The sequence below is a fragment of the Arthrobacter sp. BG5 genome (genome assembly GCF_056680155.1).
This window is the reverse complement of the sequence record NZ_CM155268.1, coordinates 1,560,324-1,585,321: the sequence shown is the minus strand read 5'-3', so window position 1 is coordinate 1,585,321 and position 24,998 is coordinate 1,560,324. Positions and strand designations below refer to the sequence as shown.

Genomic DNA, 24,998 nt, shown 5'->3' with positions numbered 1-24,998 from the left:
GCGTTTCTGGGTCCGCCGCGGCGTTCCTGCCCAGTTCTTCCGGTCCGCGGCCGGGGACAGCCGCGCCCTTGCGGGGGACCGCGGCGTATGTTGGCTCCCCCGGCCGTCAACAACTGGGCGGGAACGCTGGGGGCAGGGGGTGTTACTCGCTGTGCCCTTGGTCGCGGCTCATCTGGCCCTCGGCCGGCGGCGTCTCGCCTGGCGGGACACCACCGCCGGGCTCCAGCCCGGTGATTTTGCCGCTGAGCGGGTCCGGATTGGGCGAAGCTCCCTGATCCGCAGCCTGTGAGTCCTGATCACCGCGTTGCGGGGCACCCGGCACGCTCTGCGGACGCGCGGAGCCGCCGCCCGGTTTTGGCGGATCCGGGTTGGCCGGGTCGTTTTCCGGATGGTACGTGCTCATGGTGATGCCTTCCCTAGTTTCGGTAACTCTGGACGCTTAATAAGCATGCTGATAATCCTAGCCGTCCGGACGCGAATCCGGCCATGAGGGTGAAAAGTGGCCGGGGGAAGGAGCCCTAGGCGCCGTGCGCCTTGTGCTGCCCGTCGTGGCGGGCGCGGTAGGCGTACACCAGCAGCGCAATCCCGGCCAGGATCATGACGGCGGGGACGGCGAACTCGGCAGCAAAGAGCAGCGCCGTGGCCTGGAGCGCAAAGATTGCTCCCAGCACGGCGAGGACGGCGGCCGGGATCAGCGGCCACTTCATCCGGACCGGAGGACCGTCCGTCCGGACCGGGACGAGCGAAATCAGCGCGAAGGTGGCCGCCAGGCCCAGGAACAGGACAGCGGCGACGGGGGTGCCTTGCAGCTCCTGCGGGAGCGCGACAATGGCCGCCAGCGTGAGCATCACCCCGGCGGGGATCAACGCCCACCAGTTGGCCCGTTCACGCAGGTAGACTGCGGCGAATCCGGCCGCCATAAACAGGAACAGGAAGGCTGCGCCCGCACCTCCGTCCGGACACTGCGTGGCGGTGATGACCGCGGCCAGGCCCAGGAACACCGAGCCGGGGATCGCCGCCCACCAGTTTTCCCGGCTGCGGACGAAGAGGGACAGGAACACCACCCCGACCGCGGCGAAGATCAGCGCGGGCAGATAGACGGCGCTCCCGACAATGCCGAGCAAGTCCAGCAGCAACAGCAGTCCGACCGCCATCAGGACAATGCCGGCGATAATGCTTGCCTGTGCCGATTTCACCGGGTGCCTCCCGGACTGAGGCGGCGCTTGCCGCGGGGGTGCCGGCGCTCCACCCGGGAGCGGATGCCCAGCAGCATGCGGCGCTCCATCAGGAACTGCAGCGGTTCGAGCACCACGCGCAGCGCAATGCCCAGCGGCAGCGGTGCGTAGTCGTAGCGGGTCCGGGACAGCAACCGGGTGCTGCGGACACCCAGCGGCTGCAGCACAAAGGTCCAGCCCACCTCCAGCCGCGGCCCTCCCGCCCGCGCTCCGTCGCCCGCGCCGGTGATCCGCCCGGTGCGGGGGTCCATGGTTCCGCCCAGCGACAGCACCGACGACGGCTCGAGCCGCCGGACCGGGATGCCGCCGCCGGGGGACAACGGAATGGTGTCACCGACGGCGAGGTGCTGGAATTCCGGCAGGATGCGGTCAGCGCTGTGCATGCCGAGGCCGGCGGCATTCTCCAAAGCGTCGTAGCTGTACATGCCGCCGCGGCCCGCCCCGAGCTGCACCAGCCAGGGCCATACAACGGCCGGCGGGGCGGCGATGCTGACGGCCCGGGTGCTTTGCAGCCGCGGGGTCGGCACGAGTTCGTCGCCCGGCAGGGGACCGGCGGCCTCCTGCGTCGTGGCGCCCCAGCGCAGCAGGCGAGGCCGGACGGCAAGGACGTAGCCTGCCGCCGCGGCGGCAGCAGCCAGCGCCGCGAGCGGCCCTTTCAACCCGGCCGCAAACGGCGGGCGGGGCGCAGCCTGTGCCGTTCGCCCGCTCCTTCGCGGGGCGGTCTGCGCCGTTCGCCCGCTCATTCGCCGGGCTTGCCTTGGCCGGCCTCCTGGCCGACCACCAGCACCGGGCAATGAGCGTGCGCCACGCAAGCGCTGCTGACCGAGCCCATCACCTGGGCGAGGAAGCCGCCCTGGCCGCGCCGTCCGACGACGAGCAGCTGCGCGTCCCGGCTCTCGTCCACCAACACCTTGGCCGGCGGCCCGAACTTGACCTGCCGCGTGAGCCGTTCGGGGCGGGCATCACCGAAAGCCCGCTCCAGTGACTGCTCCACCAGGCGCTTGGCGGTCTCCTCAAGCTCGCCGGTGGAGGCGGTGCGCTCCTCCGGCAGGTGGGATGCGAGGAAGAAATCCGAGGTGCCAAGGCACGTGATCACCTCCAGCGGGGCGTTCAGGCTGGCGGCCATCCGTCCGGCGAGCCGGAGTGCCGTCGTTGAAAACTCGGAGCCGTCCACGCCCACGACTATCCGCTGATCTCCGCTCATGGCCCCCACCCTGCCCCCTCCCACCGGCAGTGCCTAGGGCCAAAGGTCACCGCGCCGGCGCGGCCCCGGCGGGTGCGGGGTGCACCCGGGCGCGGTCCGTTCTAGGGTGGGGGGACGGCAGCCGCCCCCCAGCACCGAGGAGACCCTGATGAGAATTGCAGTTACCGGAGGAAGCGGAAAGCTCGGCAGGAACGTGGTCCGCAGGCTCACGGACGACGGCCACCAGGTCACCAACCTGGACCAGGCCGGCGAGCGCGAGCACGGATTCACCCGGGTGGATCTGCGGAACTACGGGCAGGTGGTCGACGTCCTCCTCGGCCTGGATGACCGGCATGAGGGCTTCGACGCGATCGTGCACCTGGCGGCCATCCCGGCCCCCGGTCTCGCCCCGGACGCCGCGACCTTCGAGAACAACATGCAGTCCACCTACAACGTGTTCCAGGCCGCGCGCCGCGCCGGTATTAAGAAGATCGTCTACGCCTCCAGCGAGACGGTGCTGGGACTGCCGTTCGACGTCGACCCTCCCTACATCCCGGTGGACGAGGAATATCCGGCCCGCCCGGAAAGCACCTATTCGCTGGTCAAGCACCTCGAAGAGCAGATGGCGATCCAGCTGACCCGCTGGGACCCCACGCTGAGCATCACCGGGCTGCGGTTCTCCAATGTGATGGACCCGGAGGACTACGAGGAGTTCCCGTCGTTCGACGCCGATGCCCTGCTGCGCAAGTGGAACCTCTGGGGCTACATTGACGGCCGCGACGGCGCCCAGGCCGTGGCCCGCGCGCTGGAACACGGCAAACCGGGCTTCGAAGCCTTCATCATCGCCAACGAGGACACCGTGATGAGCCGCCCCAGCAGCGAACTCGCTGCCGAGGTGTTCCCGAACGTCAGAGTGGTCAAGGAACTCGGCGAGCACGAGACGATGCTCTCGATCGACAAGGCCAAACGGCTTCTGGGCTACGCCCCGGAGCACAGCTGGCGGAACTACCACTCGCTGCGCACCACGCCCACCGAAGACTGAGCGGGAGTTTCATGGAATACCGCACCCTGGGCGCCAGCGGCGCCGTCGTTTCCAACTATGCCCTCGGCACCATGACCTTCGGCGCCGAGGCCACCGAGGAACAGTCCCACGCGATCCTGGACGGCTATCTCGCAGCCGGCGGCAACTTCATCGACACCGCCGATGTCTACGCCGCGGGGGTTTCCGAGGAGATCATTGGCCGCTGGCTGGCCGCCCGGCCGGGGGCCCGGGACCGGGTGGTGCTCGCCACCAAGGGGCGCTTCCCGATGGGACAGGCCCCCAACGACGTCGGCACCTCCCGCCGGCACCTGAACCGCGCGCTGGATGATTCGCTCCGCCGCCTCGGGGTGGAGCAGATCGACCTGTACCAGCTGCACGCCTGGGACCCCATCACGCCCCTGGAAGAATCCCTGCGCTTCCTGCACGACGCCGTCAGTAGCGGAAAAATCGCCTACTACGGCTTCTCCAACTTCCTGGGCTGGCAGCTGACCAAGGCCGTCCACCTGGCCAGGGCCCACGGCTGGAGCACACCGGTGACGCTGCAGCCGCAGTACAGCCTGCTGGTCCGCGAGATCGAGGCGGAGATCGTGCCGGCCTCGCTCGACGCCGGGATCGGGCTGCTGCCCTGGTCGCCGCTGGGCGGCGGCTGGCTCTCCGGCAAATACACCCGGGACCAGCCGCCCACCGGAGCCACCCGGCTGGGCGAGAACCCCGAGCGCGGCATGGAGGCCTGGGAGGCCAGGAACGCGGACCCGCGCACGTGGGAGATCGTCGACGCGGTGCATGAGATCGCCGGCCGGCACGGGGCCAGCGACGCCCAGGTGGCCCTGGCGTGGCTGGCGGAGCAACCGGCGGTGACCTCGGTGATCCTGGGGGTCCGCAGCCCGGAGCAACTGGCCGACAACCTCGCCGCCGCGGACCTGGCGCTGACCGGGGCTGAGCTGAGCCGGCTGAGCGAGGTGAGCCGTCCGCGCGTCGGGGTCTACCCCTACGGCCCGATGGCCCAGGAACAGCGGAGCCGGAAGATCGCCGGCGGCCGCTAGACGCCCTGGTGGCTGGACCAGATGTCGCCGATTTCCTCGGTGGACTGCTCCACGATCCGGCGCATGGCCGCGTGGGCGGCGTCTGTCTCGCCGCGCTGGATGGCGCTGGCCACGTCCACGTGCAGCTGCAGCGCCTCGTGCTGCGGCAGGTGCGGCATCAAGCCGTGCTCGGTGCGGCCGGTGAGGACCTCGGCGACCAGGTTGTGCAGCTGGGAAAACATCGGGTTGCCGGAGGCCTGCAGCACGGCGGCGTGGAACTCGATGTCCAGCCGCAGGAACTCGTCCTGGTTGCCCCGCTGGCCGGCGGCCCAGAGCCGTGCGGCCTGGGCGACGAGGTCGCTGCCGGTGTCCCATGATGCCCGTTCGGCGGCGAGCCGGGCGGCCTGCGGCTCGATGGCGCCGCGGAGTTCGTTCAGGGCGCGCAGCTGGTCCACCCGCCGGGACGAGGCCAGCCGCCAGCGGATCACCTGCGGGTCATAGAGGTTCCACGATTCCTCGGGTTGCACCACGGTCCCCAGCCGGCGCCGTGATGCCAGCATGCCCATGGAGGAGAGCACCCGGGTGGCTTCCCGCACGACGGAACGCGACACGCCGTGCTGCGCCTCGAGCTCGTCCAGCCGCAGGATCGAGTGCGGCGCCAGGCTCCCCTCGGCAATGGCGAGCCCCAGCGTCTGGACGAGCACGGAGTGCAGGTCAGCTGAAGACTCCGCCTTTGGGGTTTGCATGAATAAATCATACGGGTGGACGCAAGGGGTTGTTTAAGTCTGCTTTATTTCTCTAAGATCGCTCCAGAGCAGATGTAAAGATGCATCCGCGGATGGCTGGAGCTGATCCGGCCCTGAAGACAAGGGAGTCGTAATGAAGCGACGTTCAATTGTGAAGTACGCGGCCGTTGCCGCGGCGCTGTCGCTCGGGCTGACCGCCTGCGGCGGCGGCGGCGGCGATGCCAAGGCCGGCGGCACGGTCCGGGTCACGCTGGCCAACCACGTGTGGACCGAGGGCATCAAGGCAGCCATTCCGGAATTCGAAAAGTCCACCGGCCTCAAGGTCGAACTCACCCAGCTCGGCGAGGACCAGCTGTCGGACCAGTACAACGTCAAGCTCAACGCCGGCAGCGATGAAATCGACGTTATGATGTACCGCCCGCTCCAGGAGGGCAAGGCGTTCGCCAAGAACGGCTACCTCGCCGACCTGACGTCCAAGGTCTCCGGCGACGCGAACTGGGACTGGAAGGACTACCAGGAGGGCCCGGTCAAGGCCAGCACCGTCGACGGCAAGGTCGTCGGCGTGCCGATCATCACCGAACGCGAGGTCCTCTACTACCGCAAGGACCTGCTGCAGGCCGCCCGCGTCGAGGTCCCCAAGACCATGGACGAACTCCAGGCCGCCGCGAAGAAGATCGCCGCAGCCAACCCCGACACTGCCGGCTTCGTGGCACGCACGGCCAAGTCTGCCGCCGTCACCCAGTTCTCCAGCTTCCTCTACAGCTTCGGCGGCGACTTCACCGACGGAAACGGCAAGTCCACCGTCGGCAGCGAGGAGGCCAAGAAGGCCTACGCCTTCTACGGCGGCCTGATCAAGAACTACGGCCCCAAGAACGTCAGCACCGACATGAGCTGGCCGGAAGCGATGGCCATCTTCACCCAGGGCAAGGCGGCCTTCTACACCGAGGCCGATTCGCTCTACAAGAACGCCACCGATCCGGCCAAGTCCAAGGTCGCGGACAAGGTCGGCTTCGCCGCCCTGCCTGCCGGTCCGGCCGGTTCCAAGCCGTACAACATCCCGTCCTGGGGCCTCGCCATCAACCAGGCCTCCGGCAACCAGGACAACGCGTGGAAGTTCATCCAGTGGGCCACCAGCAAGGAACGCACCCTCGCGGCGCAGAAGGCCGGCGTCCCCGGTCCCCGCGCCTCGGTCTGGGCTGACCCGGCCGGAACCTCCACCTACCCGAAGGACCTGGCCGAGGCCATCGCCACGAGCGCCAAGAACGGTGTGGGCCACGACCGGCCCGAGGTCATCACGGTGGGCAAGGCCCGCGAAATCGTCGGTGAGCCGATCGTCGCCTCGATCACCGGAGCCGACGCCTCGGCTGCGGCCGACGCGGCCAACGAGGACTTCCAGAAGTTCCTCGACAGCGAAAAGAAGTAGCGCCCCGGCGCCCAGCGCCTGACGCGCCCACTGCTACACGCGCACTGTTGACGCATCAAGCCCGGCGGGACGGCTGCCCAGCCGCCGTCCCGCCGGGCCACGCTCTTCACTTCACCCCCAACTCCTTAGGTGAACCATGTCTGTACTGAACACCTCCCGCGGCGATACCGCCCGCGGCGCCGGCCGCGCCGCGGCCCGCACGCCCGGCCCGCGGCAAAACTTCTCCGCCTGGGCCAACCGGCACCGCAAGTGGCTCTTCGCCGCGCCGGCCATGATTTTCGTGGGCGTCCTGATCGTCTTCCCGCTGGCCTGGACCCTGTACCTGAGCCTCACCGACTCGCAGGGCTCGGTCCGCGCCGCCTCCGAGTTCGTCGGCCTGGAGAACTACCTGACGGTGCTCTCCGACGTCGACCGCTTCTGGCCCGCCGTCGGCCGCACCATGTCGTTCACCGGTGTCGCCCTGGTCTGCGAGGTTGTTCTTGGCATGGGCATCGCGCTGCTGTTGTGGCGCCCCTTCCGCGGCGAAAAGTGGGTGCGGGTCGCCATCCTGCTGCCGCTCGTCGCCACCCCCGTGGCCGTCGGCATGATGTGGCGGCTGATCTTCGACCCCAACATCGGCTTCGTCAACCAGCTGCTCAGCATGGTCGGCATCCCGGCGCAGCCGTGGCTGGCCGGGCAGGACACCGCACTGGGCACCACCATCTTCATCGACGTCTGGCAGTGGACCCCGATGGTCGTGCTGATCCTCCTCGCCGGCCTGACCTCGCTCTCCGAAGAGCCCGACGAGGCCGCCCGGATGGACGGCGCCAACGCCTTCCAGCGCTTCTTCTTCATCACCCTGCCGCTCATGATGCCGACCGTGATCGTCGCCATCCTGCTGCGCGGCATCGACGCCCTCAAGACCTTCGACATCCTCTACGCCACCAAGGGCAAGGGTGGCGGCTCCTTCCACGAGGTGGAAACGCTCAATGTCTACGCCTACGGCCTGAGCTTCGACTACAACCAGTACGGGCTCTCCTCCGCGGTGCTGATCCTGTTCTTCATGATCATCATCGGCACCATGTGGCTGCTGACCATGCGCAAGAAAGCGGTAAGCAAATGACCGTACTGTCAGAAAACACCGGAAACACCCAACCCCTGACCCCCGCCGCGCCGGCGGAAGCGAAGGCCCCGCGCCGCCGCAAGCCGCTGGCCACCCGCGCCTACAAGGCCTTCCGGGTCGTCGCGCTGGTCGCGGTGGTGCTGTTCCTGATCGCCCCGCTGTTCTGGATGCTGCTGGCCTCCTTCAAGACCAACGTGGACATCTACGACACGGCCAAGTCGTTCCTCTTCACCCCCACCGGCGAGAACTACGCCAACGTGCTGCAGCGGAACAACTACTTCATCTTCATCTTCAACAGCTTCTGGGTGGCGTTCGTCTCCACCGCCCTGTCGCTGGTCCTCGGCGTCCCCGCGGCCTACGCGATGAGCCGCTTCACCATGCACCGCTCGGCCCTCGTGGTCCTGATGGCCCGCGTCATCCCGGGCGTCTCCCTGCTGGTGCCCTGGTACTACGTCTTCTCCAACCTGAAGATGGTGGGCGGCTTCGAGGTGCTGATCCTCAGCCACATGTTCGTCGCGCTGCCGCTGATCGTCTACATCATGATGAGCTACTTCGATTCGCTGCCGCTGGAGCTGGAGGAATCGGCCCAGGTGGACGGCCTCACCCCGATCGGCGCGTTCCGCCGCATCACCCTGCCGCTGTCCGTCTCCGGCATCGCCACCGCCGGGATCCTGTCCTTTATCTTCTCGTGGAACAACTTCATGTTCGCCCTGGTGCTCTCCGGCTCCAAGACCAAGACCCTGCCGGTGGCGATCTTCGACTTCGTCTCCTACGCCAGCATCGACTGGGGCGGACTGATGGCGGCCGCCACTGTGGTCACCATCCCGATCATGATCATTGCGCTCTTCACGCAGAAGTACATCGTGTCCGGCCTGACCGCCGGCGCGACCAAGGGCTAGGCAGCAGATGACACGCATCAGCAGGATTGAAACCTTCCTCGTCGCGCCGCGCTGGCTCTTCGTCCGGATCGAAACCGACAGCGGGATTGTCGGCTGGGGCGAGGCCAGCTGCGAGGGCCGCAGCGAAACGGTGCGCACCGCCGTCGACCAGCTCTCCGAGCTGCTGCTCGGCAACGACGCACTCCGGATCGAGGACCACTGGCAGGTCATGACCAAGGGCTCCTTCTACCGCGGCGGGCCCATCCTCGCCAGCGCCGTCTCCGGCCTGGACCAGGCCCTGTGGGACATCGCGGGCAAGCACTTCAACACCCCCGTGCACCAGCTTCTGGGCGGCCACGTCCGGGACCGGATCCGGATGTACGGCTGGGTGGGCGGGGACGAGCCCAACGAGGTGGCTGACCAGATCAGCGCGCAGCTGGAGGTCGGACTCACCGCGGTGAAGATGAACGCCAGCGGCCGGATGAGCCCCATCGCCTCGGTGGCGGAGCTCGACGGCGTCGTCCGCCGGGTCGCCGCCGCCCGCGAGGTGCTCGGGGACTACCGCGACGTCGCCGTCGACTTCCACGGCCGTTTCAGCCTGGCCAACGCCCGGCGCGTGGCGCCGCTGCTGGAGCCGTACCGGCCGTTCTTCCTCGAAGAACCCGTGGTTCCGGAAAACACCCACCTGCTCCGGGAGTTCACCTCCTCCACCACGACGCCGGTCTCCACCGGCGAGCGGCTCTACAGCCGGCAGGAATTCCTGCCGGCGCTGCAGGCCGGCATCGCCGTGGCCCAGCCGGACCTCTCGCACGCCGGCGGCATCACCGAGGTCCGCAAGATCGCCTCGCTCGCCGAAATCTACGAGGTCCAGCTCGCCCCGCACTGCCCGCTGGGTCCGCTGGCGCTCGCCGCCTGCCTGCAGGTGGGCTTTGCGACGCCCAACTTCCTGATCCAGGAACAAAGCATCGGCATCCACTACAACCAGGGCGCCGAAGTCCTGGACTATGTGGTGGACAAGTCGCCGCTGAAGTTCGTGGACGGCCACATTGAACGGCTGACCGGGCCTGGCCTCGGCATCGAGATCGACGAAGCCGTGGTCCGTGCCGCGGACAAGCGCGGCCACGCCTGGCGCGGCCCGGTCTGGCGCCACCCCGACGGCGCCTTCGCAGAATGGTGAATGACATGACCCCCTCCCTGACCCCCGGAGACCTGCTGGCCGGCATCCGCGAGACCCGCCTCGTGGCGATCGTGCGCGGCACCGACGGCGGGGCCGCCGCCCGGGCCGCCCTCGCCGCCATGGAGGAAGGCTTCCGCTACGTCGAAATCGCCCTCACCACCCCGGACGCACTGGCGGCCATCCGCTCGGTTCGCGCCGCGGCACCCGCCGGCTGCTTCGTCGGGGCCGGCACCGTGCTCACCGCCGCGGATGTCGACGACGTCGCCGACGCCGGCGGCCAGTTCATGGTGACGCCCTCGCTGGCAACCTCCATCGATGAGTCCGCCCGCCTCGGGATCCCCGTCCTCGCCGGGGCGCTGACCCCCAGCGAGGCCTACGAGGCGATGAACCGCGGGGCCACCGCGGTGAAGCTTTTCCCCGCCTCCATCGGCGGTCCCGGCTACCTGAAGGCGCTCCGCGACCCCTTCCCCGGCATCCCGTTCATCGCCGTGGGCGGCGTCGGGCTGGGCGAGGCCGCCGGGTACTGGGACGCCGGCGCAATCGCCGTCGGACTCGGCGGCCCGCTGTTCGGCGACGCCGGCTCGGGCGGGAACCTCGACCCGATGCGCGAGCGGGCCCGCGCCTTCGTCGGCCTGGCGTCCGGTTATGACCGCCGGACGGCCGCGGAGCCTGCGCGGTGACCGTCGACCTGCTCACTCTGGGTGAATCGATGGTCTCGCTGCGGTCGGCGGGGCCGCTGTCCGCCGGCGGCAACCTGGGCATGCATGTGGCCGGGGCGGAGTCCAACGTCGCCGTCGGCGTCGCCCGGCTGGGCCACAGCGTCGCCTGGGCCGGCGTCATCGGCGCGGACCCGCACGGTGAATTCATCCTGCGGCAGCTGCGCAGCGAGGGCATCGCGGTGCAGCACCGGGTGGATGCCGCCCGGCCCACCGGGGTGATGTTCCTCGAGCGGCGCACCGCGGACATCAGCCGGGCCTACTATTACCGTGCCGGTTCCGCCGGCTCCACGATCAGCCGCGAGGACGTGGACCGGGCCTTCGCGGCCGGTCCCCGTGTCCTGCACCTGACCGGCATCACCGCTGCCCTCGGCCCGGAGGCCCGGCGTGCGGTCGAGTACGCGGCCGCCCGCGGTGCCGCCGAGGGCCTGGTGGTTTCGCTCGACGTCAACTACCGCAGCAAACTGTGGTCCCGCGACGAGGCCCGCGCCGTCCTCACCCCGCTCGCCCGGCACGCCAGTGTCCTGGTGGCCTCCGACGACGAACTCGGACTCGTCGCCGACGGGGGAGCCTTTGGCGGCGGCGCGGTGGGCAGCAGCCCCGGCGGCCCGGAGGCCGCCGAACTGGCCATGGCCGCCGAGCTGCTGGACCGCGGCATCCGCGAGGTGGTGGTCAAGCGCGGCGCCGCCGGCGCCGGGGTCCACACCGCCGCCGGGCACTGGGAAGCGCCCGCCGTCCCGGTGACCAGCATCGACACCGTGGGGGCCGGAGATGCCTTCACCGCCGGCTACCTCTCCGCCCTGCTCGATGGCGGCGACGTCGCCGCCCGGCTCAAGCGAGGCACGCTCGCCGGCGCCTTCGCGGTCAGCACCGCCGGTGACTGCGACGGCCTGCCCAGCGCCGCCGAACTCGCGCTGCTGGGCGCTGCCCCGGACGGCAGCACCCAGCGCTAAGACACCCTGCACTTCCCGGGCCCCTTCCCCGGATATCCTCCCGACCGACACCGAAAGCCTGGACCAGACCGTGAAAATCATTGCCGCCGAAGTTTTTGTCACCAGCCCCTCCCGCAATTTCGTGACGCTGCGGATCACCACCGAGGACGGGGTGACCGGGATCGGCGACGCGACCCTCAACGGCCGTGAACTGGCCGTCGCGGCGTATTTGAAGGAACACGTCGCGCAGCTGCTGATCGGCAAGGACCCGCACCGGATCGAGGACACCTGGCAGTTCCTTTACCGGTCCTCGTACTGGCGCCGCGGCCCGGTCACGATGGCGGCGATCGCCGCGGTGGACATGGCGCTCTGGGATATCAAGGGCAAGCTGGCCGGCATGCCGGTCTACCAGCTGCTGGGCGGGGCGTCCCGGAACGGGCTGCGCGCGTACGGGCACGCGTCCGGCTCGGACCTGGAGTCGCTCTTCGACTCGGTCCGGGAGCACCTGGAACTCGGGTACAAGTCGATCCGGATCCAGACCGCGGTGCCCGGGATCAAGGCCGTGTACGGGGTCGCGGCGCAGGCGCAGGCCTCGGGCGAGCGGTACGACTACGAACCGGCCGGGCGCGGCGCGTTCCCGCTGGAGGAGGACTGGGACACCCGGGCCTACCTGCGGCATCTGCCGACGGTGTTCGAAGCGGTCCGGAACGAGTTCGGTCCGGAAATCCCGCTGCTGCACGACGGGCACCACCGGATGACGCCGATCCAGGCCGCGAAGCTGGGCAAAGCCCTGGAGCCGTACGACCTGTTCTGGCTGGAGGACTGCACCCCGGCGGAGAACCAGGAGGCGCTGCGCCTGGTCCGCCAGCACACCACCACCCCGCTGGCCATCGGTGAAATCTTCAACACCGTGTACGACTACCAGACCATCATCAAGGAACAGCTGATCGACTACGTCCGGGCCGCGTCCACGCACTTCGGCGGGATCTCGCCGCTGAAGAAGGTTATGGACTTCGCCGCGCAGTACCAAATCAAGTCCGGCTTCCACGGCCCCACGGACATCTCCCCGGTCGGGTTCGCCGCGCAGCTGCACGTGGGCCTGGCGATCCACAACTACGGGATCCAAGAGTACATGCAGCACTCGGATGCGACCAACGAGGTGTTCGAGCAGTCCATGACGTTCGTGGACGGCTACCTGCACCCGGGGGAGACGCCCGGGATCGGCGTCGAGTTCAACGAGGAGGCCGCCGCGGCCTACCCGTACCAGCAGGCCTACCTGCCCTACAACCGCCTCGTCGACGGCACCGTCCACGACTGGTGAGCGGCGGCTGAACCAAAAAGGTCCCGGGCGGCGAGTCGCAGCTCAGCCGCCCGGGACCTGGTCTGTTGGCGGCCGGGGCGCGTCGTCCCCGGCCTGCCGCGCCTGCGGCCTAGCGGACGACTTCCCGGGTCATCCCGAAGGGGACCTGGTCCGAAAGCGCCGCCGTGTAGTGCCCCGGCTTGTGCCGGGTCAGCAGGATGCCATGGGTGCCGGTGAGCATGGCGAGCCGCTGCAGCCCCTGGACGGCGTCGTTGAGCCGGTCGTCCAAGAGTTGGCGGTTGTCGACCTGGATCTCGATGCATTCGCTGGCTGTCGTCATCGCACTGTCTTTCCTGGAGGTGGTTGCCGCGGCGTCAACGGCTGAAGCGAGGATAACGTCTGATTTAAATGTGAGTCAAATCACCACGCGGGCGCGCGGTCGGCCGCTTCCGTACCTTAAGTCAGCACCGTGAAACCGGCCGCCGGATAACGCACCCCGTTGATCTGCGGCTGCAGCGCGTGATCGCCGGGGTGGTGGACCCGGGTGGTCATCTGGCGGAAGGCATGGCGCTTCGAAAATGTCCTGGATTCACCCGGCCCGAGGACGGCGGTGCCGAGCTTGAACACTTTGTCCGCGAGGACGCCGTTGGCCTTGGCGTAGTGCACCACGTAGTCGACGGCGATGCGGGCCTCGGCCGGGCCGGTATTGGCGACGTCGAAATCGAAGCCCAGGGCCCCCGGCAGTTCGACGACGGTGCGGTCAAGCCGGGGCGGCGTCACGGCGAGCGACGCCGGCGCGAACCCAAGCAGCTCAAGCGCGCCGGGGTGGGCCTTCTTGACCAAGGTCCGCAGGCCGTGGCGGACCACCCTGGCGGTGTTCGCGTCCGGCTCAGCCAGCCAGCGCGCTGCGGTGGCGACCACTTCGTCCGGGGCATGCCGGGCCAGGTCGTTCAGGTGGTTGGCCACCGATCGCCGAACGTCCTCGACCGGGTCGCGGTACAGGGCGTCCAGGATCGGCAGGGTTGCCGCCGGCCGGGCCGTGAGCCCGGGAACACGGATGGCCCACGGCAGGTACGCGCGGGTACCCTCGCTGGCCAGCCGCCGGACCTGCCAGTCGGGGTGGGTGGTCCAGCGCTGGATGGCCGCCAGGGCCCGGTCCAGGTCCGCGTCCAGGAGCCGCCGGATGGCGAACTCTCCCGTGAGCCGAGGAGTCAGCTCGGCCAGCAGCGACAGGCAGTCCTCGAAATCAGCGGGAGCCCTCCGGGCAAGGACGAGGGTGGCCGCCGACTCGCTGACCGGCCAGATCATCCAGCCGGTGAAGTCCGGGTCCTTCAGCGCCCGGCGGAAGACCGCCGCCGCCGCAGGGTAGTCGCCGGGCAGGTCAGTAAGCATGGCGGCGCTGAGCAGGTCGGTGCGTTCGCGCAGGCTCAGTCCGTCCAACTGTCCGGCAGTGCCGGCCAGCTGCGGGAAACGGCGGCCGGGGGAAGCGGCGGCAAGGATCCGTTCCAGCGACCCGACCACTCCGGGGTTGATCAGTTCGTTCATGACACCCATGGCTTCAGGCTACCGGCGGGAAGGGGCGCAGGACCTGCTGCCGGTCCGACGCGCCCGCAGCGCCGGAACCGGGATATTCTTCACGGTGGGAATGTCCACACACGGCGCAGAGGCGGCTACGGGAATGGCAGAGCAGAAAACCGGGAACTCCGGCTGGTGGCAGGTCTTCCACGACAAGTTCGTGGTGGAGGAGCGCTACATGAGCGTGGATGCGCGGCGGAACCTGTACCGGATCGCCGTCGGGCTTATGGTCATCGGCGTCGTGGCGTTCACCACCATCCTGGTCAGCGTGCTGCAGCACGGCGGTATCACCGCCGTTGACGAGCCGGTGCGCACCGGGCTCGTAGCGTTGCGCGGGGAGCCGGCCACGACCATCATGATCCTCCTGGCCATTGTCTTCGGCCCCATCGGTCTGCCGATCATCATCCTGGTGTTCACCGTCGCCTGGGGGCTGCTGGCCAAGCACGCCTGGCGGCCGATGGTGCTTGGCGGCGCCATGCTGACCGGAGTGATCCTGGCCCAGATCATCGGACGGACGGTCGGCCGGCAGCGCCCGCCGGTGGACCTCATGCTCTTCGGGGCGGACTCCACGTTCTCCTTCCCCTCCGGCCACGTCCTGGGCGCCTGTGACTTCCTGCTGGTCACCACGTTCCTGGTCTTTTCCCGCCGCAAGAACCCGAAAGCCGCCGTCGCGGGCTTCACCGTGGCCGGCATCGGAATCTTCTTTGCCGCCCTCAGCCGGCTTTACCTGGGCTACCACTGGACCACCGACGCCCTCGCTTCGCTGTCCATCTCGTTCGTGATCCTGGGCGCCGTAATCCTGCTGGACACCTGGCGGACCGCCAGGATCCCGGGGGAGCGGATCACCGGGGAGCTCTCCAAGCAGGAGACCGGCGCGGAGTAAGCGGCGGCGAACGCGGGGCGCGCTGCCGGTCAGCGCGCCCCGCGTCGTTTAAGCTCCGCCTGGAGCTTGGCATTAACCGCTTCCAGTTCCAGCACCTTGGCGACGCCGGCGAGGTTCAGGCCTGCGTCCAGGAGTTCGCTGATCCGGCGCAGCACCGCCAGATCCGTCTCGCTGTACTGCCGCGTTCCGCCCGCCGTGCGGTCCGGCGTCAGCAGGCCCCTGCGCTCGTACAGCCGGATGTTCTGCGGCCCGGTCCCGACCAGCTGTGCGACCACGGAGATCGCGTAAACCCCGACGTCGGCTTCACGTTCCGCCACGGCGCACGTCCCTTCATATGGTCGAAGAATTTCCTGTTGCATCAGTTTGGCACTGGTGCTATAAAAAATCTATATCCGCCACCACAGATAGTTGGTGTGCCGGATAGGCAGGAAAATTCAAGACTCTCGTATGAAGGAGTGGGAAATGATGTTGATGCGTACGGACCCGTTCCGTGAACTGGACCGGCTGACCCAGCAAGTCTTCGGAACGGCGGCGCGGCCAGCCGCCATGCCGATGGATGCGTGGCAGGAAGACGGCGAGTTCGTCGTCGCGTTCGACCTTCCCGGCGTCAATGTTGACTCGGTGGATCTCGACATCGAGCGCAACGTCCTGACCGTCAGGGCCGAACGGCGCGAACCGGCGCAGCCCAACGTTGAGTTGATCGCCTCGGAGCGGCCGCGCGGAGTCTTCAGCCGCCAACTGATCCTGGGCGACACGCTGGACACCGACAAGGTCAAGGCGAGCTACGCCGACGGCGTCCTGACCCTCCGGATCCCGGTGTTGGAGCAGGCCAAGCCGCGGAAGATTGAAATCACGCACACGCAGGACAAGATGCAGGAGATCGGGAAGTAACGGCGCCGGCGGCGGGGGTCTCCGGACGCTGATGAATACGGGGATCCGGGATCGCCGGAAGGCGCGGCCGGCGGATCCCCGCCTGATCAGCCCGCGCCCCGCCCGGCCGGCCAGGAGGTGAGCCGATGAACCGCGACCCGCGCGGCTTCTACGCCGCGTTGCACGTCGCGCCGGATGCGACCCCGGCGGAGATCCAACGCTCCTTCCGCGCCCTGATGCGCCGCCGCCATCCCGACGTCGAAGCGTCCGCCGGTGCGGGGGCCGACAGCGGGGAGGAGGTGCGCCGCATCCTCGAGTCATTCGCGGTGCTGCGGAATCCGGACGCGCGGGCCGCCTACGACGCCGCGGCGGGTACTGCGGCACGGCCGGCCCGGCCGGGCCGGGCGGCAGACGCCGGCGGCACGTCCGCCGTCGGCCGGGACATTCCGGTGCGGCACCACCGAAGCGGGCAGCCGGTGCTGCGCGTGACCCCGGTGCGGTGGGAGCGGGGCCCGGAGTGACGCGGGCACCCGGTGCCGTGCCGCGTGCCGGCCGTAGGCAGGAAGAAGCGGCAGGCAGGAAGTCGCAACAGGCAGGAACCCAAGAAGAAGGAGTACAGCCATGAGCGCATGGCGGCGTTACGACTCGCACCTCATCCCGGCCTTCCATGAACGCTTCGAGGAGCGCTGGGGCGAGGGCACGGCACCGTTCCTGGACCCGGAGGCCCATGAACTGCCCATGCCGCGTGCGCAATGGATCAACGTGGACACCGGCGCGGCCCTGGCGGTGGTGCCCATCTGGGCCGCCGAGGACAGCCAGCACCGCTCGTTCGGGGTGTTCTATTTGCCGCCCGCCGGGGACATCTGGGTGCTCCGGCCCGGGTTCACCGGCTACCTTGAGCCCGCGGCGGACGACGCGGAACAGCTGCTGAGCCTGCGGAACGACGCGTTCAAGAAGGCCGTCGCGCATGCCAAGGAGTTCCTCTTCGGGCCGGAGGCCAGCAGCTACTGAGCAAGACTGAGTAAGGGGGCGCGCCGGCGGGGGACAGCCGCGCCGGATGTGGCGCGGGCCCCCGCCGGGGCCTAAAATCAATCAACCACCAGCGCAACTGCATAGGGGATCCGCCAATGAATGCTTCCGCCCACGATCTGGCCGCCCTGCTGCCGCCCGGATTCACCATGGGCGTGGCAACCGCCGCCTTCCAGATCGAGGGGGCGCTGGACGAGGACGGGCGGGGACCCTCGGGCTGGGACGTCTTTGCGGCCACCCCGGGCTCGATCGTCAACGACCACAGCCCCGCAATCGCCTGCGACCACTACCATCGGATGCCCGAAGACGTGGCTCTGATGAAGGAACTGGGGATTGATTCGTACCGGTTCTCGCTGTCCTGGCCGCGGATCCAGCCCGGCGGCAGCGGCCCGGTCAATCCCAAGGGACTGGATTTCTACGACCGGCTGATCGACCTGCTGCTGGCCAACGGGATCACGCCGATGGCCACGCTGTACCACTGGGACACCCCGCTGGAGCTGGACGAGGCCGGCGGCTGGATGAACCGGGACACCGCCTACCGGCTGGGGGAATTCGCGGCCATCGCCGCCGCGGCGTACGGGGACCGGGTGGCCCGCTGGGTCACCATCAACGAACCGGCCACGGTAAGTGCCAACGGCTACATGCTGGGCGTGCACTCCCCGGGCGAATCCCACATGCTCAAGGCGCTGCCCAGCGTCCACCACCAGCTGCTGGGCCATGGGCTGGCGATGCAGGCGCTGCGGGCGGCGAACGTGCCCGGCGAAATCGGTCTCACCAACGTCTATTCGCCGATGGTCCCGGCCTCCGGCAACCCGCTGGACAAGGTCAGCGCCGGCCTGATGGACATGGCCCAGAACCGGCTGTACGCGGATCCGGTGCTGCTGGGCAAGTACCCGGACGCCATCAGGGCCGCCACCTTCTTCTCCTCCTTCAGCCCGTCCGGTGAGGACATGGAGTTGATCTCGCAGCCCCTGGACTTCTACGGGCTGAACTATTACATGCCCACCCGTGTGGCCGCCGGGCCCGGCGAGGGTACCGTGCCCAAGGGCATGGCGGAGGCCATGGGCAACGACCTGAACGGCGACGGCTCCGGCACGCCGTTCCACATCCAGAGCTTCCCGGATACCGAGATCACCGCCTACGGCTGGCCGATCAAGCCGGACTACATGGCCGTTGCGCTCGCGGAAATGGCGGAACGCTACCCCGATCTGCCGCCGGTCTACATCACCGAGGGCGGCGCAAGCTTCGAGGACCTGGAGATCCACGACGCCGAGGGCCGGCTGATCGTCCCGGATGAGCGGCGCGTGCGCTACCTCGCCGAGCACATCGGGGCGGCCATCGAGGCGACCTCGCCCGGCGGCGCCGCCGAGTCGATCGAGCTGCGCGGCTACTATGTGTGGTCGCTGCTGGACAACTTTGAATGGTCCGCCGGCTACAAGCAGCAGTTCGGCCTGTTGCACGTGGACCGGGACACCATGGTCCGCACGCCGAAGGCTTCCTACTACTGGATCCGGGAGCTGATGGCCGCCCGGAACCGGTCCGCCGCGGATGCGGCGGAAGGTGCCGGCGCCGGGGACGCGGCGGCAGGCACCGGTGCTGCGGGCGCGGCGGGAGCTGCCGGCGTCGACGTCGAAACTCCCGCAGCCGGCGCAGGAGCCGGCGCGGGGACCACGGCGGCCGGCTAAAGGATCTCCAGCTCCTGCAGGCGCTTGGCCATGCCGGCGCCGTCGGGCGAGTAGACCCACGGGACCGTGGAGCCGGTGTGGTCGCCGTTCTCGGAATGTCCGCCGGCCAGCACGGCCTCGCCGGTGGAAAGCTGGCGGATGCCGATCGCGGCCACCCTGTCTCCGTGGTCCCGGGCGAACTGCGAATAGATGGCCTCGTCGTGCTGACCGTTGTCACCGAAGAGGAGCCAGCGCATGTTGGGGAACTCCTTGGCCAGCAGTTCCAGGTTCCGCCGCTTGTGCTCCTGGCCGCTGCGGAACCAGCGGTCATGGGTCAGGCCCCAGTCGGTCAGCAGCAAAGTGCCGGAGGGGTACATGTTGCGGGTGATGAAGCGTGCCAGCGTCGGGGCGGCGTTCCACGGCCCGGTGGACAGGTAGATCACCGGCGCCTCGGGGTGTTCCACCAGAAGCCGGTCCATCAGCACAGCCATGCCCGGAGTGGCCATCCTGGCCCGTTCGTTGAGCACAAAGGTGTTCCACAGGGCCAGGAACGGCCGGGGGAGTGCCGTGACCATGATCGTGTCGTCAATGTCGGAGACGATGCCCAGGGTGGTGTCCGGGGAGATGACATAGATCATCGCCTCCGCAGGCTCGGTGCCCTCGGCCCGCAGCACGGCGCGATGCCAGCCGGGCGTGAGCGAAACCTGGACCACGGTGTCCACGAGGCCGCCACGGTCAGCGTGCACGCGGGTAGTGATCCCGCCGATCTCGATGTCCACCTCAATGAACTGGATCGGTACGGACGTAAAGGCGCGCCAGCCGCGGACATTCTGGTTGCCGTTTTCCGCCGCCTCCGCCGCCCGGCTGCCCGGGGTGGGCTTGCTGGTGAGCAGCACGCGGCCGAGGACCCGGACCCACTCGGTGGAACCGTAGCCCTGGTACGCGATGGTTTGCGGGGCGAACTTCCAGCGCCTGGCCGCCTTCAGGCGGAAGTGGTTGACTGTGTCCGAGACCAGGTGGGCGAGCCGGAAGGCCTGGCTTCCCGAGACCTTGTTCTCCCGCGGTGGTTCCTGCGCTGATTGCTGCGACGCCAATTCCATACCTCCACTCTCCCACAGCGGCGGCGTGCTCCGGCGATTGCGTCCGCGGCTCAGACGCCCAGCAGTTCGCGCAGCCGGGTCGCGTTACGCACCGCGTTGCCTCCGCCGTCGTTGTTGAAATAGGCGTAGACGTCCTTGCCCGCCGCCTGCCATTCGCGGATCCGGTCCGCCCACCAGCCCAGCTCCTGGTCGGAATAGGAGCCGGCGTAAAGGTGGTCCCGGTCCGGCCCGTGCAGCCGGACGTAGACGAACGGCGCGGTGGCCCGCAGGATGCAGGGCAGCTGCGCCCCGCTCATGACGCAGTAGGCGGCGCCGTGCCGCTCCAGCAGCTCATACACCGCCGGGTGGTCCCAGCTGGCGTGGCGGAACTCCACGCTGACGCGGATCCAGCCCGGCAGCGCGGCCAGAAAGTAGTCCAGCCGGGCGTCGTCGCGGGCGAAATCCGGCGGCAGCTGCGCCAGCAGCACGGCACGCTTGTCCCCCAGCTCGTGCCAGCACCGGATGATCCGCTCCACCCAGGCCTCCGGGCCGTAAAGCTTCTTGCCGTGGGTCAGTCCCCGGGGTGCTTTGACGGACATGGTGAAGCCCGCGGGCAGCCGGCGCTGCCAGCTTGCAAAGGAGCCCTCCCGCGGCCAGCGGTAGAAGCTCGCGTTCAGCTCCACCGTGGTGAAACGGGAGGCATAGGTGGCCAGCCGGTCCCTGGCCGGCAACCCGGGCGGGTAGAGCACGTTCTCCCAGTGGTCGTAGCTCCACCCGCTGGTCCCGATCTGCGGCACCCCGGCGGGGAGGTGCGGGCCGCCGTCGTGGTGCGCCCGGGATTCCTCTTTCGGCATGCTGGGATCCTAGCCGGAGCAGCGCCGCCCGGCCCAGCCACGCGCCCGCGGAAGCCACGCCGCGGTCCTCGTCCGGCCGCGGGTCCTGTGGCAGGGTAAGAGCCATGGCACGCATCGAGGATTACGCAATGGTCGGCGACCTGCACACGGCCGCGCTGATCAGCACCGAAGGCTCCATCGACTGGCTGTGCCTGCCCCGCTTCGACTCGCCGGCCTGCTTCAACGCCCTGCTGGACAGCCCCAAAGCGGGCCGCTGGCTGCTCGCGCCGGCCGCCGGCGGCGAATGCACCCGGCGACGCTACCGGAAGAACACCCTGGTCCTGGAAACCGAATGGGAAACACCGGACGGCACGGTCAAAGTCATCGACTTCATGTCGCCCCGCGACGGCGCCGCCGACATTGTGCGTATCGTGGTGGGAATCCGCGGTACCGTCCGGATGCGCGGCGAGCTGGCCCTGCGGTTCGACTACGGCCACATTGTCCCCTGGGTCCGCCGCGACGAGCACGGCATCCACGCCGTCGCCGGCCCCGACGCCGCCTACCTGGTCACCGACGCGCCGCTGCGCGGCGAGCACATGCAGACCGCCAGTGACTTCACCGTCAAGGCCGGGGAACGCGTTCCGTTCGTGCTGACCTGGGCGCCCAGCCACCTCAGCCGGCCGCGGAGGGTGGATCCGGAAGCCGTCCTGGAAGCCACCGAATCGTTCTGGCACCAGTGGACGGCCAAATGCAGCGCCACCGGCCCGTACCGCGACGCCGTGCTGCGCTCGCTGATCACGCTCAAGGCCCTGACCTTCGCCCCGACCGGCGGCATCGTGGCGGCCGTGACCACCTCCCTGCCGGAGGAAATCGGCGGGGAACGCAACTGGGACTACCGCTACTGCTGGCTCCGCGATGCGACCCTGACCCTGCAGGCCCTGCTTGCCTCGGGCTACTCCGAGGAAGCCGCCGCCTGGCGGAACTGGCTGCTGCGCGCGGTGGCCGGTGATCCTGCGGACTTGCAGATCATGTACGGCCTGCACGGCGAGCGCAGGCTTCCGGAAATGACGCTGGACTGGCTGGCCGGCTACGAGGGATCGGTGCCGGTGCGGATCGGCAACGGCGCGGCCGGCCAGCTGCAGCTTGATGTCTGGGGCGAGGTGCTGGACTGCCTGGCCCTGACCCGGACCTCCCTGCTGCTGGACGGCGACGATTCGTGGGACGTCCAGGTGGCGCTGATGGAGCACCTGGAGACCGCGTGGGACCGGCCGGACAACGGCCTCTGGGAAATGCGCGGGCCGCGCCGCCATTTCACCCACTCCAAGGTGATGGCCTGGGTGGCGGCGGACCGGATGGTCAAGGGTGTCCGGGATGCCGGCCTGCCCGGCCCGGCGGACCGCTGGGAAGAACTCCGGGACAGGATCCACGCCGACGTTATGGCCAACGGGTTCGACGTCGAACGCAACACCTTCGTGCAGTCCTACGGCCGTCCCGAGCTGGACGCCGCCCTGCTGCTCATCCCGCGGGTGGGGTTCCTGCCGCCGGACGATCCGAAGGTGGTGGGCACCATCGAGGCTGTACAGCGGGAGCTCACCCATGACGGCTTCGTGCTGCGCTACCGGCAGGAGCAAAGCGACGACGGGCTCGCGGGCGGCGAGGGGGTCTTCCTCGCGTGTTCCTTCTGGCTGGTGGACGCGCTGATCGGCGCGGGCCGGCGGCGCGAGGCCAGGGAGCTGTTCGAACGTCTGCTCGCATTGCGCAACGACGTCGGGCTGCTGAGCGAGGAATGGGGCGTCGAGGAGGCCCGGCAGCTGGGGAACACACCCCAGGCGTTCAGCCACTTCGCGCTGGTGCGCAGCGCCCTCCACCTCCAAGGGGACGGCCACTGACGGCGGGCTCCCGCGCAGGGTCCAGCGCCGGCTGACGGCGGCGTTATCTGCCGGATCCGGGTCCGGTGCCGGACTTTCCTCCAGAGCTTAGATAAGTATACTTACTAATATCCCCGCACGGGGTGCAGGATTGAAGGAGTATGCAATGGCTGGATATTTCGAGCTCGTGGATGCGCCCGACGGCGGCTACCGGATTCGAATGATGGACGCTGCCGGCGGCCTGATGGCCGTCTCGGTCACGTTCCCCACCAAGCGGGCGGCCGTGGCCGGCATCGCCCAGGCGCGGGAGATCGCCGGCACTGGCCTGATCCGTGACCGCAGCGGCGACGGCGAGTCCGCGGTGATGGCCTCCCTGGCCAAGCGGCGGACCGGCGGCGGTGCCGGACGCGGCTCGTCTCTCTCCGGCGGCACGCTGGCGGCCACGAAGCGCACCCGTGCCCACCACTGATACCCCGTCCGCCGGGACGCACCAGGCTGCGGTCCTGTTCGACGTCGACGGGACGCTGGTGGACTCGTCCTACATCCACGCGCTGGCGTGGTGGCAGGCGTTCCGGCAGGCCGGCTATGACGTTCCGATGGCCAGCATCCACCGCTCGGTGGGGATGGGCGGGGACCGGATCCTGGACCGCCTGTTGCCCGGGGACCGCGACAGTGCCGGCGATGCCGACATCATGACCTCCCACGCCGCCGTGTTCTCCACGTTCTGGCCCTCGCTGCGCCGGCTCGACGGCGCACGGGAGCTGCTGGCGCAGTGCTGTGACTCGGGTCTCGCCGTCGCCCTGGCCTCCTCAGCCCGGGACCGCGACCTGGAGATGCTCCGCGCCACCATCGACGCCGATGCCTACATCCACGCGGCCACCAGCTCGGCCGACGCAAAGGAAAGCAAGCCCGCACCCGACATCCTCGTCGCGGCGCTCCACGCCGTCGGCGTCCCCGCCGCGAACGCGGTGTATGTCGGCGACGCCGTCTGGGACATCTACGCCGCCGGCAAGCTGGACATCCCGGCGATCGGCCTCACCTGCGGCGGTACCAGCGAAGCCGAACTCCGCGAGGCCGGCGCCGTGGAGGTCTACGAAAGCCCGCGGGCCCTGCTGGAGAACCTCGCCGGCAGCGCCATCGGCCGGCTCGCCGCGCGGGTCCGCGGCGGCTGACGCCTCCCGGCCGTACCCCGGCTCTTCCTTCCAAATTTTTCCCCTCCAGACCGCGACCGAAAGGCAAGCACATGAAGGCACTTACTTGGCAGGGCAAACGTTCCGTGAGCGTTGAAGAAGTTCCCGATCCGGTGATCCAGGAGCCCACCGACGCGATCGTGCGCATCACGTCGACGGCGATCTGCGGCTCCGACCTCCACCTCTACGAAGTCCTCGGCCCCTACATGCACAAGGGCGACATCATCGGCCACGAGCCGATGGGCGTCGTGGTGGAGGTGGGCAGCGCCGTCACCAACCTGGCCAAGGGCGACCGCGTAGTCATCCCGTTCAACATCTCCTGCGGCCACTGCTTCATGTGCAGCCAGGGGCTGCAGTCCCAGTGCGAAACGACCCAGGTCAAGGAGAAAGGCTCCGGAGCCTCGCTCTTCGGCTTCTCCGAGCTGTACGGCTCCGTGCCGGGCGGGCAGGCGGAATACCTGCGGGTCCCGCACGCCGACTACGGGCCCATCAAGGTGGGTTCGGAACTCCCGGACGAACGCTACCTCTTCCTCTCCGACATCCTGCCCACCGCCTGGCAGGGCGTTAAGTACGCGGATGTGCCCGAGGGCGGCACCCTCGCGGTGATGGGCCTGGGCCCGGTGGGACAGTTCGCCTCACGGATCGGCAAGCACTTCGGCCTGCGCGTCATCGGCGTGGACCCCGTGCCGGAGCGCCGGGCGATGGCGGAACGGCACGGCGTCGAGACCCTGGACTTCTCCAAGGGCGTCGCCGACGAACTGCGCTCCATGACCCAGGGCAGGGGCGCCGACTCCGTGGTGGACGCCGTCGGGATGGAAGCCCATGATTCACCCGTGGCTTCGTTCGCCCAGCACGCGGCCGGGCTGCTCCCGGACAAGCTGGCCCAGAAAGCCTTCGAGACCGTGGGGGTGGACCGGCTGTCCGCCCTGCACACGGCCCTGGATGCGGTCCGGCGCGGCGGCACCGTCTCGCTGAGCGGCGTGTACGGCGGCAGCGCGACCCCGATGCCGTTGATGCACATGTTCGACAAGCAGATCCAGCTGCGGATGGGCCAGTGCAACGTCCGCCGCTGGACCGAGGACCTGCTGCCGCTGGTGGAAGCCGACGCCGACCCGCTGGGCGTCATGGACCTCGTGACGCACCAGGCCAGCCTGGACGAGGCCCCCGCGATGTACGAGAAGTTCCAGAAGAAGCAGGACGGCTGCATCAAGGTGGTGCTGAAGCCCTGACGGGTTGCCGGCGCCGCCCGGG

General features: G+C 69.1%; 28 protein-coding genes. 18 read left to right on the top strand and 10 right to left on the bottom strand.

Features of this window, described 5'->3' with window-relative positions; translation table 11 throughout:
- Positions 1-142 precede the first annotated feature (142 nt).
- The 4 genes from AC1MBE_RS07300 to AC1MBE_RS07285 form a co-directional block, all read right to left on the bottom strand.
- Positions 143-403 carry a DUF6480 family protein gene (locus AC1MBE_RS07300; RefSeq protein WP_479781963.1) on the bottom strand — a complete coding sequence of 87 codons (261 nt, stop codon included), beginning with the start codon at positions 401-403 and terminating at the stop codon, positions 143-145.
- Positions 404-518: 115 nt separating this feature from the next.
- The gene (locus AC1MBE_RS07295; protein ID WP_479781961.1) at positions 519-1,196 is read right to left on the bottom strand and encodes a hypothetical protein; all 678 of its coding nucleotides are present in this window, start codon (positions 1,194-1,196) and stop codon (positions 519-521) included.
- Positions 1,193-1,894, bottom strand: a complete 702-nt coding sequence (locus tag AC1MBE_RS07290; protein ID WP_479781959.1) for a hypothetical protein — start codon at positions 1,892-1,894, stop codon at positions 1,193-1,195. The genes AC1MBE_RS07295 and AC1MBE_RS07290 overlap by 4 nt, the downstream gene beginning before the upstream one ends.
- A gap of 80 nt (positions 1,895-1,974) precedes the next feature.
- Positions 1,975-2,439, bottom strand: a complete 465-nt coding sequence (locus AC1MBE_RS07285; protein WP_479781957.1) for a universal stress protein — start codon at positions 2,437-2,439, stop codon at positions 1,975-1,977.
- Between the two features lie 148 nt (positions 2,440-2,587).
- Between AC1MBE_RS07285 and AC1MBE_RS07280 the strand changes: the two genes are divergently transcribed.
- Both AC1MBE_RS07280 and AC1MBE_RS07275 read left to right on the top strand, forming a co-directional pair.
- Positions 2,588-3,460: an NAD-dependent epimerase/dehydratase family protein gene (locus tag AC1MBE_RS07280; protein WP_479781955.1), complete on the top strand. Its 873-nt coding sequence runs from the start codon at positions 2,588-2,590 to the stop codon at positions 3,458-3,460.
- 11 nt (positions 3,461-3,471) lie between these two features.
- Positions 3,472-4,503, top strand: a complete 1,032-nt coding sequence (locus AC1MBE_RS07275) for an aldo/keto reductase (RefSeq protein WP_479781953.1) — start codon at positions 3,472-3,474, stop codon at positions 4,501-4,503.
- On the opposite strand, the gene AC1MBE_RS07270 is transcribed toward AC1MBE_RS07275, so the two are convergent.
- Positions 4,500-5,228, bottom strand: coding sequence for a FadR/GntR family transcriptional regulator (locus AC1MBE_RS07270; RefSeq protein ID WP_479781951.1), 729 nt, complete (start codon positions 5,226-5,228; stop codon positions 4,500-4,502). The two genes, AC1MBE_RS07275 and AC1MBE_RS07270, sit on opposite strands and share 4 nt — an antisense overlap.
- Positions 5,229-5,361: 133 nt before the next feature.
- Between AC1MBE_RS07270 and AC1MBE_RS07265 the strand changes: the two genes are divergently transcribed.
- From AC1MBE_RS07265 to manD, 7 genes are all read left to right on the top strand, one after another.
- Entirely contained in the window at positions 5,362-6,651 is a 1,290-nt protein-coding gene (locus tag AC1MBE_RS07265; RefSeq protein ID WP_479781949.1) for an ABC transporter substrate-binding protein, read from the top strand.
- Between the two features lie 136 nt (positions 6,652-6,787).
- On the top strand, positions 6,788-7,753 hold the full coding sequence (locus AC1MBE_RS07260) for a carbohydrate ABC transporter permease (RefSeq protein ID WP_479781947.1): 966 nt from the start codon (positions 6,788-6,790) through the stop codon (positions 7,751-7,753).
- On the top strand, positions 7,750-8,652 hold the full coding sequence (locus tag AC1MBE_RS07255) for a carbohydrate ABC transporter permease (protein ID WP_479781945.1): 903 nt from the start codon (positions 7,750-7,752) through the stop codon (positions 8,650-8,652). The genes AC1MBE_RS07260 and AC1MBE_RS07255 overlap by 4 nt, the downstream gene beginning before the upstream one ends.
- Before the next feature lie 7 nt (positions 8,653-8,659).
- Positions 8,660-9,808 (top strand): galactonate dehydratase, encoded by a 1,149-nt coding sequence (gene dgoD, locus AC1MBE_RS07250; protein ID WP_479781943.1) that lies wholly within the window; start codon positions 8,660-8,662, stop codon positions 9,806-9,808.
- Positions 9,809-9,813: 5 nt separating this feature from the next.
- A complete protein-coding gene (locus AC1MBE_RS07245; RefSeq protein WP_479781941.1) occupies positions 9,814-10,488 on the top strand; it encodes a bifunctional 4-hydroxy-2-oxoglutarate aldolase/2-dehydro-3-deoxy-phosphogluconate aldolase in 675 nt (224 codons plus the stop codon).
- Positions 10,485-11,477, top strand: coding sequence for a sugar kinase (locus AC1MBE_RS07240; RefSeq protein ID WP_479781939.1), 993 nt, complete (start codon positions 10,485-10,487; stop codon positions 11,475-11,477). Before AC1MBE_RS07245 ends, AC1MBE_RS07240 begins: the two co-directional genes overlap by 4 nt.
- Positions 11,478-11,547: 70 nt before the next feature.
- Complete coding sequence (manD, locus tag AC1MBE_RS07235) at positions 11,548-12,777, top strand: D-mannonate dehydratase ManD (protein ID WP_479781937.1); 1,230 nt, start codon at positions 11,548-11,550, stop codon at positions 12,775-12,777.
- Between the two features lie 109 nt (positions 12,778-12,886).
- On the opposite strand, the gene AC1MBE_RS07230 is transcribed toward manD, so the two are convergent.
- Together AC1MBE_RS07230 and AC1MBE_RS07225 are read right to left on the bottom strand one after the other, a co-directional pair.
- On the bottom strand, positions 12,887-13,096 hold the full coding sequence (locus AC1MBE_RS07230) for a hypothetical protein (protein WP_346957867.1): 210 nt from the start codon (positions 13,094-13,096) through the stop codon (positions 12,887-12,889).
- Between the two features lie 116 nt (positions 13,097-13,212).
- On the bottom strand, positions 13,213-14,310 hold the full coding sequence (locus tag AC1MBE_RS07225; protein WP_479781935.1) for a DNA alkylation repair protein: 1,098 nt from the start codon (positions 14,308-14,310) through the stop codon (positions 13,213-13,215).
- 124 nt (positions 14,311-14,434) lie between these two features.
- On the opposite strand from AC1MBE_RS07225, the gene AC1MBE_RS07220 reads away from it, so the two are divergent.
- Positions 14,435-15,214, top strand: a complete 780-nt coding sequence (locus tag AC1MBE_RS07220) for a phosphatase PAP2 family protein (RefSeq protein WP_479781933.1) — start codon at positions 14,435-14,437, stop codon at positions 15,212-15,214.
- 29 nt (positions 15,215-15,243) lie between these two features.
- Here AC1MBE_RS07220 and AC1MBE_RS07215 read toward each other — a convergent pair whose 3' ends face one another.
- Positions 15,244-15,531: a MerR family transcriptional regulator gene (locus AC1MBE_RS07215; RefSeq protein WP_479781931.1), complete on the bottom strand. Its 288-nt coding sequence runs from the start codon at positions 15,529-15,531 to the stop codon at positions 15,244-15,246.
- 148 nt (positions 15,532-15,679) lie between these two features.
- On the opposite strand from AC1MBE_RS07215, the gene AC1MBE_RS07210 reads away from it, so the two are divergent.
- From AC1MBE_RS07210 to AC1MBE_RS07195, 4 genes are all read left to right on the top strand, one after another.
- Positions 15,680-16,105 (top strand): Hsp20/alpha crystallin family protein, encoded by a 426-nt coding sequence (locus AC1MBE_RS07210; RefSeq protein ID WP_479782520.1) that lies wholly within the window; start codon positions 15,680-15,682, stop codon positions 16,103-16,105.
- 125 nt (positions 16,106-16,230) lie between these two features.
- Positions 16,231-16,605 (top strand): J domain-containing protein, encoded by a 375-nt coding sequence (locus AC1MBE_RS07205; protein ID WP_479781929.1) that lies wholly within the window; start codon positions 16,231-16,233, stop codon positions 16,603-16,605.
- 100 nt (positions 16,606-16,705) lie between these two features.
- Positions 16,706-17,095, top strand: a complete 390-nt coding sequence (locus AC1MBE_RS07200; protein ID WP_479781928.1) for a hypothetical protein — start codon at positions 16,706-16,708, stop codon at positions 17,093-17,095.
- A gap of 116 nt (positions 17,096-17,211) precedes the next feature.
- Positions 17,212-18,798 (top strand): GH1 family beta-glucosidase, encoded by a 1,587-nt coding sequence (locus AC1MBE_RS07195; RefSeq protein ID WP_479781926.1) that lies wholly within the window; start codon positions 17,212-17,214, stop codon positions 18,796-18,798.
- On the opposite strand, the gene AC1MBE_RS07190 is transcribed toward AC1MBE_RS07195, so the two are convergent.
- Together AC1MBE_RS07190 and AC1MBE_RS07185 are read right to left on the bottom strand one after the other, a co-directional pair.
- Positions 18,795-19,877: an App1 family protein gene (locus AC1MBE_RS07190; protein ID WP_479781924.1), complete on the bottom strand. Its 1,083-nt coding sequence runs from the start codon at positions 19,875-19,877 to the stop codon at positions 18,795-18,797. The two genes, AC1MBE_RS07195 and AC1MBE_RS07190, sit on opposite strands and share 4 nt — an antisense overlap.
- A gap of 50 nt (positions 19,878-19,927) precedes the next feature.
- The gene (locus AC1MBE_RS07185; protein ID WP_479781922.1) at positions 19,928-20,710 is read right to left on the bottom strand and encodes a DUF72 domain-containing protein; all 783 of its coding nucleotides are present in this window, start codon (positions 20,708-20,710) and stop codon (positions 19,928-19,930) included.
- Positions 20,711-20,814: 104 nt separating this feature from the next.
- Here AC1MBE_RS07185 and AC1MBE_RS07180 point away from each other — a divergent pair, with 104 nt between their 5' ends.
- From AC1MBE_RS07180 to AC1MBE_RS07165, 4 genes are all read left to right on the top strand, one after another.
- On the top strand, positions 20,815-22,578 hold the full coding sequence (locus AC1MBE_RS07180) for a glycoside hydrolase family 15 protein (RefSeq protein ID WP_479781920.1): 1,764 nt from the start codon (positions 20,815-20,817) through the stop codon (positions 22,576-22,578).
- A gap of 145 nt (positions 22,579-22,723) precedes the next feature.
- On the top strand, positions 22,724-23,026 hold the full coding sequence (locus tag AC1MBE_RS07175) for a YegP family protein (protein WP_479781918.1): 303 nt from the start codon (positions 22,724-22,726) through the stop codon (positions 23,024-23,026).
- A complete protein-coding gene (locus AC1MBE_RS07170) occupies positions 23,013-23,729 on the top strand; it encodes an HAD family hydrolase (protein WP_479781917.1) in 717 nt (238 codons plus the stop codon). Before AC1MBE_RS07175 ends, AC1MBE_RS07170 begins: the two co-directional genes overlap by 14 nt.
- Before the next feature lie 71 nt (positions 23,730-23,800).
- Positions 23,801-24,976 (top strand): zinc-dependent alcohol dehydrogenase, encoded by a 1,176-nt coding sequence (locus tag AC1MBE_RS07165; protein ID WP_479781915.1) that lies wholly within the window; start codon positions 23,801-23,803, stop codon positions 24,974-24,976.
- Positions 24,977-24,998: the final 22 nt, after the last annotated feature.

What these genes read in the sequence shown, in the direction of transcription:
- AC1MBE_RS07300 (WP_479781963.1), bottom strand. Translation starts at nt 403, where the DNA reads ATGAGCACGTACCATCCGGAAAACGACCCGGCCAACCCGGATCCGCCA.
- AC1MBE_RS07285 (WP_479781957.1), bottom strand. Translation starts at nt 2,439, where the DNA reads ATGAGCGGAGATCAGCGGATAGTCGTGGGCGTGGACGGCTCCGAGTTT.
- AC1MBE_RS07280 (WP_479781955.1), top strand. Translation starts at nt 2,588, where the DNA reads ATGAGAATTGCAGTTACCGGAGGAAGCGGAAAGCTCGGCAGGAACGTG.
- AC1MBE_RS07275 (WP_479781953.1), top strand. Translation starts at nt 3,472, where the DNA reads ATGGAATACCGCACCCTGGGCGCCAGCGGCGCCGTCGTTTCCAACTAT.
- AC1MBE_RS07270 (WP_479781951.1), bottom strand. Translation starts at nt 5,228, where the DNA reads ATGCAAACCCCAAAGGCGGAGTCTTCAGCTGACCTGCACTCCGTGCTC.
- AC1MBE_RS07265 (WP_479781949.1), top strand. Translation starts at nt 5,362, where the DNA reads ATGAAGCGACGTTCAATTGTGAAGTACGCGGCCGTTGCCGCGGCGCTG.
- AC1MBE_RS07260 (WP_479781947.1), top strand. Translation starts at nt 6,788, where the DNA reads ATGTCTGTACTGAACACCTCCCGCGGCGATACCGCCCGCGGCGCCGGC.
- AC1MBE_RS07255 (WP_479781945.1), top strand. Translation starts at nt 7,750, where the DNA reads ATGACCGTACTGTCAGAAAACACCGGAAACACCCAACCCCTGACCCCC.
- dgoD (WP_479781943.1), top strand. Translation starts at nt 8,660, where the DNA reads ATGACACGCATCAGCAGGATTGAAACCTTCCTCGTCGCGCCGCGCTGG.
- AC1MBE_RS07245 (WP_479781941.1), top strand. Translation starts at nt 9,814, where the DNA reads ATGACCCCCTCCCTGACCCCCGGAGACCTGCTGGCCGGCATCCGCGAG.
- AC1MBE_RS07230 (WP_346957867.1), bottom strand. Translation starts at nt 13,096, where the DNA reads ATGACGACAGCCAGCGAATGCATCGAGATCCAGGTCGACAACCGCCAA.
- AC1MBE_RS07225 (WP_479781935.1), bottom strand. Translation starts at nt 14,310, where the DNA reads ATGGGTGTCATGAACGAACTGATCAACCCCGGAGTGGTCGGGTCGCTG.
- AC1MBE_RS07220 (WP_479781933.1), top strand. Translation starts at nt 14,435, where the DNA reads ATGGCAGAGCAGAAAACCGGGAACTCCGGCTGGTGGCAGGTCTTCCAC.
- AC1MBE_RS07210 (WP_479782520.1), top strand. Translation starts at nt 15,680, where the DNA reads ATGTTGATGCGTACGGACCCGTTCCGTGAACTGGACCGGCTGACCCAG.
- AC1MBE_RS07205 (WP_479781929.1), top strand. Translation starts at nt 16,231, where the DNA reads ATGAACCGCGACCCGCGCGGCTTCTACGCCGCGTTGCACGTCGCGCCG.
- AC1MBE_RS07200 (WP_479781928.1), top strand. Translation starts at nt 16,706, where the DNA reads ATGAGCGCATGGCGGCGTTACGACTCGCACCTCATCCCGGCCTTCCAT.
- AC1MBE_RS07195 (WP_479781926.1), top strand. Translation starts at nt 17,212, where the DNA reads ATGAATGCTTCCGCCCACGATCTGGCCGCCCTGCTGCCGCCCGGATTC.
- AC1MBE_RS07190 (WP_479781924.1), bottom strand. Translation starts at nt 19,877, where the DNA reads ATGGAATTGGCGTCGCAGCAATCAGCGCAGGAACCACCGCGGGAGAAC.
- AC1MBE_RS07185 (WP_479781922.1), bottom strand. Translation starts at nt 20,710, where the DNA reads ATGCCGAAAGAGGAATCCCGGGCGCACCACGACGGCGGCCCGCACCTC.
- AC1MBE_RS07180 (WP_479781920.1), top strand. Translation starts at nt 20,815, where the DNA reads ATGGCACGCATCGAGGATTACGCAATGGTCGGCGACCTGCACACGGCC.
- AC1MBE_RS07175 (WP_479781918.1), top strand. Translation starts at nt 22,724, where the DNA reads ATGGCTGGATATTTCGAGCTCGTGGATGCGCCCGACGGCGGCTACCGG.
- AC1MBE_RS07165 (WP_479781915.1), top strand. Translation starts at nt 23,801, where the DNA reads ATGAAGGCACTTACTTGGCAGGGCAAACGTTCCGTGAGCGTTGAAGAA.